The sequence below is a fragment of the Pseudomonas sp. CFSAN084952 genome (assembly GCF_009648855.1).
Lineage (GTDB): Bacteria > Pseudomonadota > Gammaproteobacteria > Pseudomonadales > Pseudomonadaceae > Aquipseudomonas > Aquipseudomonas paracarnis.
This window is the reverse complement of the sequence record NZ_CP045767.1, coordinates 2,386,033-2,402,686: the sequence shown is the minus strand read 5'-3', so window position 1 is coordinate 2,402,686 and position 16,654 is coordinate 2,386,033. Positions and strand designations below refer to the sequence as shown.

The window sequence follows — 16,654 nt, the reverse complement described above, 5'->3', positions numbered from 1 at the left end:
GTCGCTCTCGATTACAGCATTGCGCCATTGCAATTCTGCGCTTGGAAGGGTGATTGCGAACTTGGGATCAAGCTGCTTGGCTTACCGATTTTCACAATTAATCTTTGGCGATCACGGCCGGTAAGCATTGTGCTTAGCTGCCGGTGTGCGAGGCTGAATCCTGACAGGCCAACATCGTGACATGGGAGTGCTGCGGTCAAAGAGTCCATGGATTACTTCCTTGATGGCTTGCTCTTAGGCTGGGGTGTTGGTGGGTTTGGATCGTGCTCCTCCAGGTCTCGCTCGTGTAGTCGGCGCAAGTTCTCCGCCTCCAACTGGGCAGCTGCCAGCAACAACCGAACCTCCTGCTCGCGCTCACTGCTCTGGGTTGCAGCCTCACTGAGCGCCTTGGCATCTTGTCGAAGCGTAGCAATCTGTTCCTGAAGCTGCTCGGAGATGCCGGCGGATTTCGCTTCGGCCAGCTTCAAACCTTGAATCTCTCCAGTCAGAGCCTGAATGCGGGCCTCATGGGCATAGAGTGTCTTGACTTGCTGACGGGACTCACTTAACAAGCGTTCATTCTCACGGTTAAGCCGGGTCAGGTCGTCCTGCTTCAGCACCAAGGTTTCCTGAAGCTTTCGCTGCTCCACTTGGGACTCATGTAGCTGGGATTCATGCCGGCGTTGATCTTGATCGCGCTGTTCCTTCACGGATTCCCGGTAATGCTCCAGGGCGCCGCGGGCATGGGCATGCTTCTCCTCTAGGGATTGGATCTGTTTATCCCTGTCACCAACTAAGGCTTCCAGGTCAGTACAGCGCTGGGTGATTCCGGCGTTACGCGTCAATTCGGCCTGAAGCGAAGACAGCGCGGTTTGAAGGTCGGCCGTTTGCGCCTCGATGGCTGCTTGCTGCGTATCCAACTGCCTGCGTGCAGTGGTCAGTTCAGATTGCACTCTAAAGATCTGTGCCTCAAGGCCCACTCGCTGCATATCAAAAGCAGATCGAGCCTGTTCGATCGATTCATTACCCTCCTGCATCAGCCGATCCAGAAGGCTTTGAACCATCGTTGAAATCTCTTCTCCCATGCGCTCGCGGGAGGACGGCGGGCGCGGATCAAAGGACTCGATCTCCTTCAGGTATCGAGAAATGGTGGTTTTGGAGCCCGTATTACCCAGCTCAACACGCACTGCGTCGATGCTTGGGTACAGGCCCCTGGCGAGCAAGGCCTGCCGAGCTTTTTGCACTACTGCCTTATTTATGCCGCCGCGCGCCATGAGGGCTCCCACGATTTCGTAATGTGTTACGTGTTATGTATTTACGTATCATTTTAACATAAAAATCGCTGTTAAATTATAGAAGTTATAAGAAGCTATAATAGTGCTTTATGGCTTCTTGATAATCTCCAACGCCTGGAAAACGCCGTGACGGCCTACACAGGCGTGAAAGCTCCAAATTTGAGGGCAAAACGGTGGAAAAGGCAGATCGGTACCTAAACGCCGGTACCCGGGAGAACACTCGGAAAAGCTACCGGGCTGCGATTGAGCACTTTGAAGTGACCTGGGGTGGGTACTTGCCCACTACCGGTGTTGGCGTCGTTCGGTACCTAGCGGAGTACGCGGACAAGCTGTCCATCAACACCCTGAAGCAACGTCTGGCAGCCCTTGCCCAATGGCACATCACTCAAGGCTTCCCAGACCCAACGAAGACGCCTGATGTTCGCCAAATGATCAAGGGCATCCGAGTCGTGCATCCCGCCCAGGTCAAACAAGCCGCCCCGCTGTTGCTCACCCATCTGGAACAGGCGGTCACTTGGCTTGAGCGCCAAGCGGCCTCTGCGCTTGAACGCGGTGATTACAAATCGCTGGTTCGCCACCGACGCTCCGTGGCGATCATCTTGATAGGTTTCTGGCGTGGCTTTCGAGGCGATGAGCTGGCTAGGCTCACGGTTGAGAACACTCAAGCCGCCAGTGGTGAAGGGATCACTTTCTTCCTGCCCTACACCAAGGGTGACCGCCAGCACGAAGGCACTACCTTCCATACGCCAGCACTGGCCAAGCTCTGCCCCGTGGAGGCGTACATCAACTGGGTGACGGTAGCCGGTATTGCAACGGGGCCGGTGTTCCAGAGGATCGATCGTTGGGGCAATCTGTCGGGCAAAGGCCTGCAGGCCCATAGCCTCATCCCAGTCTTGCGTCGTATCTTGAAAGACGCCGGCTTACCGGCAGAGCTGTATAGCAGTCACTCGCTGCGCCGCGGCTTTGCGACCTGGGCGTCGGCCAGCGGCTGGGACATCAAGGGACTGATGAGCTACGTGGGTTGGAAGGATATGAAGTCAGCTCTAAGGTATGTGGACTCGGCAGTGTCTTTCGGAGGTCTAGCTGTCCGGCCAGCCACCGCACAATTGAGCAATCGATGATTGCCAATTGGGCACGCTCAGCTCGTAATGTCGAACTGCGCGTATTTCGATACACGTATCTAAAAACCTTCATGCATCGGAACATTGACATCTCGAAGACCCAGACTGCTGGTCTGAGTACCCTTGCACCTAGGAACGCTCTAGTTTCGCGCTTCCAGAAGCAAAGTCGTCATGAGGTCATTCAGGATGCATTGCATTTCCCTTGGTATTAGCCATCCAGCATTTGCGCCCAATTGCAGCTGTAGCGATCTGAGTCGTTCGTCGTTGGCGCTCGCGATGAACGACTCCAGAGAGCAGCGCGCTATGTGCTCCGGAAGGTCACGTTGAATCACGGGCAATTTCACGTCTACTCGCCCAATCAGATACTGGTGGGATGCGAGCGGCAGAATGACGTCGACAAGCTCATCATCCTTGTCCAGGTAAGGTTTGTATTGACGATCCCCCTTCACATGGAACAGGACGATGGAATCGCCCAGAGGCAGGTTCCCCGGTTCAAATGGCTGCACCGAGTAATGGAGATGTTGGAAACGCCTCAATCGTGCTGCTGGGGAAATAGACTCGCTTAGGACACGGACATGGCTTTTTTTGATCACGTCCGGCATTCCCTGCCTGAGTCCGGCAGCGAGAGTGGGGATCATGGTGGCAAACCTCTCGATGACTGGCTTCAGTGCCTGTTCCATAGTCTGCCCATTCAGAGTGAGGACGGTCTGGAACTGATCGTAGGTAAGACCCGCCTTGGAAAGCTCGCCTTCAAGCGCGGGAGATCCGGGCTTGAAATGCCTCGCCAGCAACGTACTCAAAACGGTTGGATCTGAAAGCTCCCTAAAGAGATGCTCAGCGATGTGGTCGACCGCAGAATGCATGTTCGAACGGAAGTGCCGACTGCGAATTTCGAAATGGGCCAATAGTTCAGGTAAAAGGTGTGCTACTCCCTCTACCCTACCTGCACGCAATTGATCTACGACTGGCGAATAGACAGTGCCTTCCCTATCGGTGATTTTGTCATCCAGCTCAGACTCAGTAGCCGCAGCATAGAAATGACGCTCTGTGGCGTTTTTGGAGATATTGGATGGTCGAACCTTTCCCCCTCGCTCGTACACCCAGCATCGGGCGATCTTGCCGTTTCCCTGGCCGCGAAACCCTTTCTGGAGAAACTTTGGAATGAAGTGTTGCGATATACCAGACATCCATTTCTCCTGAGTTTCCAGTTTGACCTTCCAACGCAGAATTACGCTGGCGCGAAAAGCGTCGGCAACTATCTCAATTAAAGGCTGGCACGGTACGCAAGTCCAAGTGCTCGACCGCTATCGAAGCGCCGTAGCGGCCACCAAGAAGCGCTGACTCATGACCCGCGCCGTAAGCCTAGGCCGCAATCGACAGAATTTGCTTTTCGAAATCAAAATCCAGTCTTTTTCCTCAAGACTTGTTGCACTTGCAGTGCTGCAGGTCAGGTCAGAGCACGCGCCGGAGCGGCCGCGATTGGCACAGCAGTCAGAATACGCTTGAGCTCGATTCCCAGCGTTTCCCCTTCTGATTCAGCTCCGATTTGCCAAGCTCCAACCCCATAGTCCGCATGATAGATCGGGCTGGCCAACATCGTAACCTCCTGCGCCCGAGGGATCAGAAGCAACGAGGCGTCAGGCTTTATGCCCTTCCACCGCAGACTGTCGTGATAAATGTGCGCAGACGCCATTGCATCCAGGACGCTGGCGCGGGCACTGCGATATTTCGCGTCAAAAACTACGAAGCGCTTCGCCGAGGGCGAGTCCAGCGTCACGACGATGTCTGGGTATCGCTCTCGCGATAAGCTTTGAAAACCTCGATGCGCTGCTTGATCGATTGCAGGACATCGGGCTTGGTAACACGCCTCAATGATTATGTCAGCGGCTGCTCCCTGCCACACGATTTCTTTCAAACCCACCGATCGATATTCACGACGCCAAACGAGATCAGGAAACTGACGTTGTAGCTGTGAGACTACCGTCACGAAGCACCAGCGTTCATAAATCTCCCATGTTGGGCTTATCCACAGCGTCTCATCGGCATCCTTTCCCAACCACCCTGACCGTAATGCGTACCAACCAAACCGATAAGCTCGCGCATATGCCGGGTGAGCCGAGATCGCATTCAACCCTGCGGAAGATAAACGTCTGGCTGTCAATATGCAGAAAGGTCTTGCGCGTTGGAGCCGTTCAAGTTTGCGAGCAAGCGACTCGGTGAACGCGATTCGACGTACCAGCCTTGGCGTTAACGTCGATCGGGTATCGCTGACCACCTCAGCCGCCGCCGCCTGCTGAAGTCCACTCACTACCTGCCGGCATCGTCTGATGACATCGAAGAGAACAAGTCCAACCGCCTGATTCGCGGGATTGTCCTCCTCCTCGTATGATCTGCTGACCTCAAAGCGCACAGTGTTCAAGGCCGGACGCTGAGTGCTAGAGGGGTGCAGCAGTGCCTGGCCCGTTGGCCCTCTCAGTGCCTGATGTACGGATGCGAAATCCAACCGCTTCACCGTGTGTGCGCTCACCGGCGCGCGATCGCTCTTCAAGGTTGTCAGCGGCCGCTGAGCTATTTGTTTGAGTGCGCGATGTAGCCGATCCCCATAGCGTCTCAGCCTTGTATACTGCAAATGCGGGTTGGTTAGTGCTCCATCATGGCCAATTCCAAACTGAGCCTCCTCTGTGCCCAGAACGAGAGCCGGGTCGAAATCAAGAATCGACTCAACCATGGCAGCGAATGCTTGGCCTCCAAGCTTATGATCAGATGCTGAGACATCCAGACGGTAAATGGCGGCAGTCCGACCCTGGTCATCCAGGAGCTCCGCCGCGACCTCACCAGCATAAAAGCCCGGCGACCATAGCCAGGCAAACGTCCCAGTTTGATCGACCGTCTCAATCAAAACGTCATCGATGTAGAACGAAAAGCCTTCAAGCGCGGTAAAACGATAAGCCTTTTTCTCCATGAACCCTGGGTTCAACTGACCTGGGTATACGTCAAATTGAGCATTCCCCTGCGATACCTGCAAGATGATCGACATGGTCTACCGCCAGAATCTGGTCGAGCCGGAATGGGCCAGGTCGTCGGCCATTTCTTTGATCTTGCGCAGTGACATTCCCAACCCAGCATGTTTGAGAGTGGTTTGGAGCAATGTGAAGACCTCCTGAAGTCGAGGACTGTCTTCACCGCGCAACTTGGGGAGTATTTTTGAGTAAATAGCCTGGTCGAGTGCTCGTGAGAACTCGATAACACCACCCGCCTGTGTTTGCTGCAGATAGCCGATCACGTCGTTGAGCGTGCGCCACCCGAAATGCAGTCGAGCTGGACGAAGCACATCCATGAGTGAGGACATAAGATTTCTAACCATCGCGATCTGTTCGTCCTCAAGCGAGCTCTTCTGCCAGCCCGGGAATGCTTTGACCTCAATGTCCCAGAATTCGATCACGGAGGCTCGATCAAGCACCTTGTCGCTCAGTCCATGAGTGGTCTCGTCCATGTTCACGGTGCCGATGATCACCAGGTTGCTTGGATACGGAATGCCCGGAGGAACACCATCAATCTCGTCGACCTGACCGTGGAAACCAATCGTTTCGCCGGTCTCCATCGCTGAAAGCAGCGGAGCTAGATATTGTTCCGGATGAGAGAGGTTCATCTCATCAAGAATCAGGGTGTAAGGCTTCGTCGGGTTGGCGCTTGCTTGCAGGAGGAAGTCCAGAACGCCGGTACGCACATACGCGTCTGACTCCAGCGGATTCACGTAACCCAGCAGACTCGTGTAATCATGCCAGCCTGGCTGGACGGGCACGATCAGCAACCCTTCATTTGGCTCGGGGTCGTCCTGCCAAAGACTCAGGGCATAATTACGAGCAAGTTGTGTTTTTCCCGCACCGCTCAAACCTGTGAGCACGGCGAAATGACGCCTCGGATGCCCCCACAATCCAGCATCAAGTTGTCCGATCAGCTCTTCTGGAAAGCGAAACTCTTGATCAAACCGGGCGATCAGTGCGCCTAGCTTCGGCCTCTCGATCGCGATATCGATCTGTACTAGGGAGACTTGAGGCAAGGACGGGCTGATGCCTGCAATGCTTGCAAGGCCCTTAGGCTCCCAGTGAATTCTATTAACCCACTGCCTACCCCTTTCGGTGAGACTTAGCACTTTCTCCTGGATAGTGGCCAGATCAAGGTATCTGAACCAACCAATAATTGCTGACGGGGCAAAGTCAGACGTCCACCCAGGATTTGCCTTTCTGAGGGTAAGGATGGCATCACGATTGGATAAAGGTGAGTCACGCAATGCCGCCAGCAAATAGTCAAATCCCAGGATGCGGGTGACCATCCAGTCAATGATCTCATCTGGATCACCTGACTCCAGAAATGCCTCGCCGCGGGGCGTTAACTGCAGGTTATTTCCGTTGGCACGCAGCACGCCCCATTCGGCGATCAGAGCGTTTAGCTGAGTGCTGCAAGTCGACGTTTTTGATTGAGGGCTAATTGAGTGCAAGTGTTGGATGAAGTCTTCACGTGTGCATCCATCAGTCGCAAAGTCGATCATGCTTTGGATGGTGGCTGTACCTCCGCCAATCGCCAGCAGACCGCGCCTCCTTCTCTCAGGAGGCAACGGCTTGAGTACTTCGTCACCCGTCTCCAGGTCGGATATTTCGGTGGCTTCGCCTTCTGGGTTCTGAACATAGTTGACGAACAGCAGCCAAGGCAGCGTCAAACGTGAGACACCCTCCCTGGAATAGACGTCAGCCACCTTACCCAGCACGGCATCTAACCGGTTCAATACGAGGCGGTGCAGATGACGCCTCTGACCGCTGAGAGGAAGCCCCATGGCATGAGCCAGCTCGCGCAGTTTTCGATAATGCGCTATCGATGTGAAAGCGCCTGGACAAAGCAATGCGAAAACGCGGTACATCTTGAGTCGAGGGTTTCTTTTGGTCAGCCCGGCAACCTCGGACGCTATTTGAGCCCAGGCGTCAGCGATGAGCATCTCATTTTCAGAAGGATCGCTGGTCTGCGCGTACTTTTGCTTCAGGTGCCAGAGGCTTTCTGCGATTGCCGAACTGTCGGCGACCGCTGAAATGTTGATGCGGCCCATGCCAGTTGCCGAAACAGCCTCGGTGTCCCAGAGCGACTGTTGGAAGTCCTTGCTCAGGAACTCCTCATGAGACACATCCCTGACCCGCACCAACCATTTCTGAAATTCGGTGATCCAGCTTTGGTTACCCGCCAAGGACATTACCTGCTCCTGGAGGCTGATACACGCAGTGCGCAGCTGTTCGTCATCCTTAAGATCCAGCAAGTCCATTCTCCACCAGCGATATTTATAGATGGCTAGATAATGTCACCGCTGGGGCATGGAAGCCAGATCCGACCAATGCATTACCATCTTGATGGGTGAGCCATTTTCGGTTGAACCAGACAATCCATCGCCGATTTGCTGACAAATTGCCACTAGACATGATGCTTCAACCTCCGTAGCGTTCTGACGGTATGGAGTTGCTAGACATTTATTATTCAAGGGACGTGTGATGGGCGAATGGTCAAAAAAACTGGGAGAGCGCGGTGAGCACATCACCGAGTCGCTGCTCAATCTGATTGGTTGGAAGGCAGCGCTTAAGGGACACGAGTTTGACTGTTTGAAACCAGGCCCTCACAGCGCAACCGGCACCCCAAGAAGAACTCATGGCGCCGATTTTGTCTTCAGCTGCCTATCCCCTCTGGAAGACGGCGTCCTCAAGCATCTGGTCATTTCTTCGAAATTCACATCGGGCCCCTACCCGACTTCACCTGGGACAATATTCAAAGACCATTTCTCCGACCTTGCCACGACAGTCGAATGCTTCAATCGCTCGCCATTGAAAAGGTCGGTCAATCAAGGCTATCCCAGCGCGAGTGGTCAGTCGCTCGCAGGCATCCTTTGCTGGTTCAGCGCCGCATCGGACGCAGACGCAGACGTGGTCAGCCAGGTCGCAGGTTCGCGGAATCTGGACACTGCGAATTACGGCACGATCTACGTGATTGATAATCACCGAGCGAACTTCCTGTTCGAGGCCATCGCATACGCAAGAAATCGCTTCGGTGCGGAAAATGTTCGCTTCCTCTACCCCTCCACCGGGAAAAACGTGAGCCCCATAGAGAGGGTCACCAACGGGACGATACTGCCTCCCGAATACCTCAACAGTGGCTTGATTCCGTTCTTCATCCAAGAGCACGAAAGGAAATCGCTGCTCATCTGCTGCCAGGATCCTTTCAGCATCGAAGCGGTAAAACGCATGATCGGGTTCTCGATGGATATCGCCATGGAGTTTCCCGACAAGGTGGCTTTAGCGTTCCCTGACTACAACTATGTAGATCATGAGGAGATCGCAGACATCGCAAAGCTGTCCATCGCGAACAAGGAGTTCGCTTCAATCGTCGAATTCGAATCCTATCAAGCAGATTTCAGGGGATGATGCAGTGAGTAATCAGAATATTGACTCTATCCTTCCCCAAGGTGAGGCGCTGCGCACCTATCTGGCTCAGCCTTACATCGGTGCTGGCGATATCAAAACGGTTCTGAAGAGCCGAGGCGTCTTCATCGGCAGCTCGGAGAAAGAGCATTCCATCCCTGCCCTTACCCTGTCACTGATTCGTCCGAGTGAGTTTTCAAAGCTTCAGCTCGCCTACACGACTAAGGAAGACAACCCTAAGATCACCACCCAGACAATCAAGTGGCAAGGTGAGGATGCTCTGCTTGATGCCATACCTACCGTCATGGATGTCAACAAGCTGCTGGATCTTGACTTCGTGAACTTCAAGGTTCTGGGGACGCCGGAATTTTATCCAGTCAACAAAGACCTCGACACGATCCGGATGGACTACCTGCTGGAGCGGATTGACCGCTCCAAAAGCTGGGCTGACTCGCATAAACATTTCAAAGGCTCCATCGAGATCAAGAAAAATAAGGCTCAGGACGAGCTCATCCTGATTTCCACACACACTGCGCCAGAAACACGGACAACCAACAAAGCGATGTCGAAGCATCTGATTTCACATTTCAAATCGATCAAGCAGATCAGCGAAAGTGAGCAGGCGACGTCTATTCGTTTTTGCGATTTCACCAACCAAAACAGGTTCAGCTATCTCTTAGGGCTTACACAGCACAGCAGGTTGACCGCCCTGTCATTTGTAGAGGTCGTCGATATCGGGATCTCGCCTGATCCAGATATCCTCCTACCGGTAGCCCTGGACTGGATGAAGGAAAAGATTCGAAATCTGGACTTGAAAGGCTTCAGCCTTGAGCACTCTGACTTCCTTTCGGATGTGTCTTATCGCCCGAGCCTTTTCCTGCACAGGGTCGATGCAAAATTCCGATTCAGCACGTCGGGCCTGGATGGTGACTGCGTCATTTCGCTGGGCTTTCCAGAGTTTTCTGCGGGCCAGAAAAAAGACAGTGAGATTGAACTGAGAATCAAGCAGATCAGCTTTGACAACACAGGGCGGTCTATCGACAAGAACGACGCCAAGGAAACGATTCTGAAGGAGTTGGAATCCGAGAAGATCGAGACCTTCAAAACCCTGTCGATCCCTGCCAGCGGCGCGGTAGCCCCTTAGTCCCGATTGCTTGTCAAGAATCGTAGGCTGCATCACCAGAAGCGGAAGGCAGCGGTGATGCTACTAGCATTTCGTCCCGCAAGTATGAACGTGCGACACCTGTGACTACGGTGCCAGGGCTCCACGCCCTGGCCCCCAGACTGATCATTAATCACCATTAATGCCGTCGCTAGAACCAGTAGGGTTGAGTGGCAGATACTCCAGCTCCATACCTGCCATGGACTCCTGCGACAGTGCCAGTTTCTTCAACAGCATGTCTTTCACCATAGGTATGGCCGCGCGTTGTAGCCATTCACGCGCAACATCCTGGTTTTCATAATCCTGTGGCTTGTCCCAATTGGAGGCGACGATTTCGGCAATCGTGTTCGCCGACGGCACGACAATACCCTGTGCTTTTGCGGTCAGCGTATTCATCCAACCTTGAGGGTCGAAATCGGGGAAACAGATGACGTTCTTCACGCCGGCAAGAGCTCTCGTCACTGCGGCCGGTGTGATTTGAGGACTCCCACGAAAGAGCATGGGTAGGTGCATGACATTGCCTGGCCAGCGATATGCGTTGACCGCGAACATCACAGCTTGGTTCTCTACCAGTATTACCGTGTCGAGGCCGTGAAGCTCCTCTGCAGGTACGTTCAGAGTGCCTCCGGCCGGGTGGCTGTACACGCCGGTTGCCAACTGGATTTGCCCGGACAGCGACGCGACCATGACAACGAAATCTCCGGGCCGCAACCGAGCCAACTTCTCATTACGTGATTTTTTGGCCAGAGCCAAGCGGTCACCCTCTAGCTCTTCCATGCTGACAACTAGAGCGTCTATGCCTGTTTCCCTCTGTAGCATCATACGCACGGTGTTCAATTCAGCGTTTGTCAGCGACAGGTAGTTAGCCCCAAGCCTTTTGCCAATGCTGTAGGTCGTGTGCAGGGACAACCAGGTAGCGTTGATTTTCACCTTTCGCGCGTCTTGCCTGATTGCAATCACCACGGGTTTGATGGCCCTGATGTTGTCAAAAATTCTCATCGTCGCTCAGCTCTTTCCAAAATCAGGTCAATGACACGCCGGTTGGCAGATATGCGCGGGTATGGGGCGTAAGTGGGGTTGAGCCGGTAATTGAGCGGTTTGTGTCGCACCTTGGCTACCGCCGACTGCAGACGAACGTATCCATCCAACGCATAAAGCCAGATGCTTATTGAGATGGCACTGTCGCCATGGGCACTCCAATAGGCAACTGCAGACTGCGCTTGATTGGTCTTGTTCAGGGCCACAAGCATGCGCATGAGATGATCACGAGCAAAGGGTTTCTCCAGAGCCTTGGGGGCCTCTTCGGCTGGTTTCACGGCCTTCGATTCACGAGCTTTCGCGGGCTGCTCGATTCTTCGCTCTTTCGGAGGCGGTAGTGAGGCTATCAGCAGTTCTAACTGCTCCAGGCTCTCCCCTGCGTCGACGTCACAGTACGCGCTCCCCGCCAAAGTCATTTCCACTGCCGGAGCCCAGGCAGCCGCGTCTCTGCCATCAAACAGCGGTTCCAGATCAATCGGGTTGCCCGCCTGAAGGAACAGGTCAACGGCATGAGCTATCTGGCGCATGTGATTGCGCTTACGCACCGCCAAACTCAACCGATCTAAGCGTCCGATCATCTCGTCCAGAGCGAGGCGGTTTCGTGAAACAGCACCGAGAAGGTTATCCAGGAGGACGCGCCGTAGAGAACGATCACTGCCGGCCATACTTGAAAGGCCTACATGAGTGAACAAACCCAGGTTTTCGTGGAGCCGTTTGAGCCTGTTGATCGCATTATTGATATCTCGCAGCCGATCTCGCAGCCGTGGGGAGAACCCATACCCCCCTTCGATGAACGCTCGGGTTTGCGCTTGCTCGTTACGTAAGTGGTTCGTGACTTGACGGCAGCTGTACGTCAATCGTTTCAGGTGCTGTTCGGCCTCATTGGAGGAGTTGGCCGCTTTGGCGTCACGGTATACCTCGCAGTGCTGCTCAATGGCTATGAGGGATTCTTTCAGGTCAGGAGCAGCACGACCAAAGCCCTGAAGAGAAATTTGCGCGCCGACGTCCAGCAGCAAGCCACTGAGGTAGTAGAGCTCATCATCTTCTTCAATGAGCCCTTTGGACATCAAAAAGGAAATCCCCTTTGTCCGTCGCTCCGGCAGCGCCACACCGTCCTCGTCTGCCATCGCCAATGCTTCAAGAAAAGGTGCATTTCGTGTGAGTGCATCGCCCAGCTCGATCCAGTCTGGCTCCTTCACAAATTCAGCCCTCCCTGATGTTCAGTGTGCGATTGGTCGCTGGCACCGATGTCGAGGCTGAGCGAGTTGTATTCGGCTATCCACGCCAAGATTGTATGAACGTAGCCCATCTTGCCTGTGGCGATGTAGTTCGCCGACTCGCTGTTGCGCTTGACGATGTACCCGGCGTCAGCCAATGCGCGCAGGACAAGTTTGAGCCTGTCGTTGTTGTCCTTACCGCTTTTGGATTTGTTAAAAAAGTCGTACCCGCTGAGATCCCAGAGCTGCGTGCGGTAGGTGGGATGATTCTCGATGGAGTCCAGCATGTCGGCGAATGAAATGACGTCGCCCGGGGCCAGGCATGTCTCACTGCGTCCCGCGCGGTTTATTAGCCGCATGAATTCAAGGCAAGGCCGAATCTGATCTCGCAGCTCGATCAACTGCGCTGTGGCCGCCTCTCGATCTACAGGTTCAGAAAGGTCAATGAACCGTGCGAAGAACGTATCGGGGGCTTCAGGCTCACCAAGTGTCGCCAATTTTCGACCAAGCGGCGCAAGCGCACTTTCGACGCAGTCCGCAAAATCAGCCTCTCTTAACTGGCGGTGAAGCTCAGGATAGGCATACTGGCAAATGAAGCTGCCGGCAAGGAGCTTGCTCAATACGTTTCTCAAGGGGGTCATTGTGCGTCCTCCTGATTGTTGCTTCCCAGTGCATCGTTAAGGGCATCAAGCTCGTCCTTTTCTTCCATGCCGTACTCCTTGACCACGATCGAATCGGTGTCCGACCGGCGCTCCAAGCTGTACCGGTTATTGAACTGCCGCAGCAGTTCCGGCGCGCCTCCAGGAAAACATGCCAACATGGATAGCCCGCGATCATTGAAGTAGTTGACCAGCGCAACGTAGTTTTCTGGTGACAGCTCCAATGCTTCGTCAATGGGGATCGACATCTGAAAGTCCGCCTCATTTCGCAAAAGCTCGAACAGCGATACGTAGATCATGGCCACGATGATTTTCGTCAGCCCTGTGCTACTAAGGTGGATCAGCTCCGCGTTATTTGTCGCGACCTTCACCCTCCCCTGGTCGTTGCAGGTGACGGAGACATCGAAACAATCTGAAAGCTGGGACGTGAACGCGCCGTCTTCAATCTGGCGTTCGACGGTGCGTAGGGCATCCATGAAGCCATCAGTTGGAAGATAATCACCTCCCATTCCACTCCACCGCTTGTACTGCTGCTCGTAATTCGTCATGTCGTCCCAAAACGACATCTCGTGTATGCGTGACGAAACTTTGAATTCAAACTGGCGGATCTGGGCGAAAGAGCCGAGTACCTCGCTCGCCTTCTCGGTCGCGTCCTTTCCTAACTTCAAAATGCTTCGGTGCAGGTGCTGCAGTTTCGAGCGGTTATCGCAGAGCTCGTCTGAGAGGTTTTTTGCCTGGATAATCAGCTTGGTCTTCTGGTCAGGGTGAGATATCTCAATGTATTCCTGGAGGTTCGCAGCGGCTTCCAACCACGCCAGCTCAAGCTCATATGCGCTGTTCGAGGCGTGATTGATGATCTGTTCGATGGCCGCGCCCTGCGGCGTATGCACCAGCCGATCTCTGACGAATCGATGGTGAACGTCGCGATAAAGCTCGGCGCCTTTGCGGTGGTGTTCTTGTTTGCGACGTTTGAGCTTACTGACCTCATCCTCGATGTCTGCAGCCTTCAGCGTGGAACCCAAATGGGCCTCAGCGGCTGCGTCAATCTGTTCAAGATCTCGCAGCACCCGTGATACTGCGCCTAGCTCCTGGTCATCGGCGTGCCCTTCGGTGACCAATGCCTTTCGACGCTCGGAAATCGTTTTCTGCGCAGCCCGTAGCTCAAGTTGCCATTGTTCAATGGCGCGACTGATCCGCTCAAACTCTGCGATTGCGCGAGCCAAGGCCGCCTTACGTTCAGGAACTGCTGGTACTGATTCTCTAACCCAAAGTCGATAGCCATCGATCTCCGATTCATGATCCCTTAAACGTTTGATCCTCTTCTCCAGCTCAGCAATCTCGGAGCCAAGCCGCTTGCTCGCCGTGTCATCAACGCCAGCTGTTTTGAGCTGGGCATCAAGGTCTGCCTGAGCTCGTTCCAGTTCCGCCGCGAGGGTGGCGTCGACCCGTTCTTCTGCGGTCTGCAGTTCCCGCTCGGCCCGAGACTGATCCTGAGTCAACTGCAGTCGAGACTTCTCTGCGTCACCTTGCAGGTCACTAATTTCCTGCCTGTGCCGTTTTTTCAAACTGTCTAGGTGGCTGGCGATCAATTCAAGCCGATGTGCTGCTTCCAAGACGCGGGCGGCCTGCATCTCAAGTTCCTGCACCACCTCTTCGCGAGCCCGATCAACCAAACCGGCGTGATCCCCTTTGAGCGTCTCCAGATCCAGACTCGCATTGGTCAGTTCTTTTTGAGCTGCCGATGCCCGGATACCTGTCTGGCGCAGGCGATCTTCTATTCCTCGCTGCTGTCGCTCTATCGCCTCCATATCAGTGCCGAGCGCTCCAATCTGGGTGGTCAATAAAACGACCTCAGCTTCGAGAGCGTGAACACTGGCAACAGTGGCCTGGGGGAGCACGTCGAGATTGATTTCAACACCGTAGAGACTCTCTCGAACTGCCTCTAGCAACGCGGGATTCAAATCCGTGCGCATCAACGTTTCTGTCGGGACAAGTCGAGCGATATTCTCTGTCCAGCTAGGGTGGTGCCGTCGCAGGAAACCAAGCAATGTTTCGGCACCGGCGTTGATCTGCAGCTTGAGGGTATTTCTGGACTCGACCAAGGCGTCTTGCCTGACTTGCAAGCCGCTGTACTCCGCAGCGCGGGTCTGTCGTTCCAGCAATAGGCTCTCTACCTCAGCTGACACAATATTCAGCGAGTTTTGAAACTCGGCAATGAGCAGCATCTGCTCATTGATGCCTCTTTGGGACGCATCCAGCGCGATCTGGGCGTCAGGAAGCGCGCTGAGGGACTTGAGTTGTTCAGCACGTGCAAGCTCGCGAGCCTGAGTACCAGTTGCCTGGAGCTGTTCTTGCTGGTGCACGGCGAGCTCGTCCTCATGAGCGGCCCGTCTCTCATCAAGCAATTTATCTTGAGTAGCGGACAACTCTTGATGCCGTTGTTGGATCGCGTGTGAGGACGCATGGTACTTGGAGAACGCAGCACTCTTTCCATCAGCAGCAGCCTGCTTCGCAGCCGCTTCGAGTTCCAGAAACACGCTTCGGATGTCAGCCCCTTGGCGGTTCAATTTGACCTGATGTTCTTGCTTGAGGTGTAACTGGTCTCGTATCTCCCCAAGCTGGTCGAATTCCTCCGAGAGCGACTGTGTACGATTTTGCAGGTAGCGATCCCGCTTTTCGTTGAACCGATGCTGCCAGGAGTCCTCCTCTGTCACCAGGATCTGAGCTTCGCCCTTTAGACCGCTGAGTCCACTCATATGATCCCGGTTACGGTTTTGTAGCTGCTCATCTTCTGAATTGAGCTGGGCCAGCACTTCCACTCGACTGTTTTGTCGTTCCTTGAGTTTCTCTTCGACCATGAGTGCTCGGCGCTTGTGCACGCCCAACTGCCGCAGGACTGCACGAAATTCGTGGCAGTGGCGATTCATTTCAAATATCACCGGTTTCAGCGACTCCATCAGGAGATAGCCCGCGCGGTTATCAATGACATTCCTGAACGGCTGCGCGTTGAGCATCATTAGAGTGCGGCTTGGATCTGCGTTGTCCTGCTGAAGGATTTCGGCCATGGTTGCCTTCATCGTGTCGAAGGTGCCGCCGCTCTCGATAAGCGCCAGAGTCACAAAATCGATGCCGTTGAAGTCCTTGCGCTTTGGTGCGAGTGAGAAGCCCATCCGCAGACTCACGATCAGCTTGCGCTTGGTGGCGTCGGTGATTTTCTCCAGATGGGCTGTGCCACTGTTGAATTGAATGATCTGCCGGTAGTGGTACGGTTGCAGCTCTGGGGAACAGGCGATCCCAAGGTGGGTCAGGTGGCCATGCAGTTCACCTGGAAGTACCAACAGGCCTGCATCATAGTCGCGGTAGAGAAGTTCCGGGCTCCAGGCGCTTGATACCAGTCGATATGCATACCCTTCCCCGCTACGATGCATAATCGCGCAGCGAGCATTCCCAGCAAAGTTCACGTATTCAAATACGATGAAGCTCGAAGAACGTGGGAGATACCAGTTGGCAAAGCTCTCGCGGTTGGTTCCAGCCTTCACCAGGCGCCCTGGAGACGCGCCATAAAACACAGGGATGAGCTTTATGAAGGACGACTTTCCGATTCCGTTTTCACCCGTGACGCTGGTGTTACCTTCCATCACAAGCTCTGCTTTGGCGCCCGCACAGAGTGAATCGATCAGTACAATTTTGATGAGTTGCGACATCAGCGGCCTCTCTGGCTAACCTCGTAT

General features: G+C 54.3%; 11 protein-coding genes. 3 read left to right on the top strand and 8 right to left on the bottom strand.

Annotation, left to right across the window (positions count from 1 at the left end; all coding sequences use genetic code 11):
• Positions 1-212: 212 nt before the first annotated feature.
• The gene (locus GH769_RS10855; RefSeq protein ID WP_032902557.1) at positions 213-1,253 is read right to left on the bottom strand and encodes a DNA-binding protein; all 1,041 of its coding nucleotides are present in this window, start codon (positions 1,251-1,253) and stop codon (positions 213-215) included.
• 296 nt (positions 1,254-1,549) lie between these two features.
• Here GH769_RS10855 and GH769_RS10850 point away from each other — a divergent pair, with 296 nt between their 5' ends.
• Positions 1,550-2,395: a tyrosine-type recombinase/integrase gene (locus tag GH769_RS10850; protein ID WP_133244140.1), complete on the top strand. Its 846-nt coding sequence runs from the start codon at positions 1,550-1,552 to the stop codon at positions 2,393-2,395.
• Between the two features lie 140 nt (positions 2,396-2,535).
• On the opposite strand, the gene GH769_RS10845 is transcribed toward GH769_RS10850, so the two are convergent.
• The 3 genes from GH769_RS10845 to GH769_RS10835 form a co-directional block, all read right to left on the bottom strand.
• Complete coding sequence (locus GH769_RS10845; RefSeq protein WP_032902560.1) at positions 2,536-3,582, bottom strand: hypothetical protein; 1,047 nt, start codon at positions 3,580-3,582, stop codon at positions 2,536-2,538.
• A 260-nt stretch (positions 3,583-3,842) separates the two neighbouring features.
• On the bottom strand, positions 3,843-5,432 hold the full coding sequence (locus GH769_RS10840) for a nuclease domain-containing protein (protein ID WP_050587231.1): 1,590 nt from the start codon (positions 5,430-5,432) through the stop codon (positions 3,843-3,845).
• Between the two features lie 3 nt (positions 5,433-5,435).
• A complete protein-coding gene (locus GH769_RS10835) occupies positions 5,436-7,697 on the bottom strand; it encodes an McrB family protein (protein ID WP_177480926.1) in 2,262 nt (753 codons plus the stop codon).
• 229 nt (positions 7,698-7,926) lie between these two features.
• On the opposite strand from GH769_RS10835, the gene GH769_RS10830 reads away from it, so the two are divergent.
• Positions 7,927-8,850 carry a hypothetical protein gene (locus GH769_RS10830; RefSeq protein WP_032902565.1) on the top strand — a complete coding sequence of 308 codons (924 nt, stop codon included), beginning with the start codon at positions 7,927-7,929 and terminating at the stop codon, positions 8,848-8,850.
• Positions 8,851-8,854: 4 nt separating this feature from the next.
• Positions 8,855-9,991, top strand: a complete 1,137-nt coding sequence (locus tag GH769_RS10825) for a hypothetical protein (RefSeq protein WP_032902568.1) — start codon at positions 8,855-8,857, stop codon at positions 9,989-9,991.
• Positions 9,992-10,138: 147 nt separating this feature from the next.
• Here GH769_RS10825 and GH769_RS10820 read toward each other — a convergent pair whose 3' ends face one another.
• Genes GH769_RS10820 through GH769_RS10805 form a run of 4 tightly spaced genes read right to left on the bottom strand, consistent with a single transcriptional unit; the run spans position 10,139 to position 16,627 of the window.
• Positions 10,139-11,008: a hypothetical protein gene (locus tag GH769_RS10820; RefSeq protein ID WP_032902569.1), complete on the bottom strand. Its 870-nt coding sequence runs from the start codon at positions 11,006-11,008 to the stop codon at positions 10,139-10,141.
• Positions 11,005-12,246, bottom strand: a complete 1,242-nt coding sequence (locus tag GH769_RS10815) for a hypothetical protein (protein ID WP_108538455.1) — start codon at positions 12,244-12,246, stop codon at positions 11,005-11,007. Before GH769_RS10815 ends, GH769_RS10820 begins: the two co-directional genes overlap by 4 nt.
• The gene (locus tag GH769_RS10810; RefSeq protein WP_032902573.1) at positions 12,243-12,905 is read right to left on the bottom strand and encodes a hypothetical protein; all 663 of its coding nucleotides are present in this window, start codon (positions 12,903-12,905) and stop codon (positions 12,243-12,245) included. Before GH769_RS10810 ends, GH769_RS10815 begins: the two co-directional genes overlap by 4 nt.
• Positions 12,902-16,627: an ATP-binding protein gene (locus GH769_RS10805; protein ID WP_032902575.1), complete on the bottom strand. Its 3,726-nt coding sequence runs from the start codon at positions 16,625-16,627 to the stop codon at positions 12,902-12,904. Before GH769_RS10805 ends, GH769_RS10810 begins: the two co-directional genes overlap by 4 nt.
• Positions 16,628-16,654 lie beyond the last annotated feature (27 nt).

Bases quoted from the DNA above. Each gene is read 5' to 3' on its own strand.
- GH769_RS10855 (WP_032902557.1), bottom strand. From the start codon at position 1,253: ATGGCGCGCGGCGGCATAAATAAGGCAGTAGTGCAAAAAGCTCGGCAG.
- GH769_RS10845 (WP_032902560.1), bottom strand. From the start codon at position 3,582: ATGTCTGGTATATCGCAACACTTCATTCCAAAGTTTCTCCAGAAAGGG.
- GH769_RS10840 (WP_050587231.1), bottom strand. From the start codon at position 5,432: ATGTCGATCATCTTGCAGGTATCGCAGGGGAATGCTCAATTTGACGTA.
- GH769_RS10830 (WP_032902565.1), top strand. From the start codon at position 7,927: ATGGGCGAATGGTCAAAAAAACTGGGAGAGCGCGGTGAGCACATCACC.
- GH769_RS10820 (WP_032902569.1), bottom strand. From the start codon at position 11,008: ATGAGAATTTTTGACAACATCAGGGCCATCAAACCCGTGGTGATTGCA.
- GH769_RS10810 (WP_032902573.1), bottom strand. From the start codon at position 12,905: ATGACCCCCTTGAGAAACGTATTGAGCAAGCTCCTTGCCGGCAGCTTC.
- GH769_RS10805 (WP_032902575.1), bottom strand. From the start codon at position 16,627: ATGTCGCAACTCATCAAAATTGTACTGATCGATTCACTCTGTGCGGGC.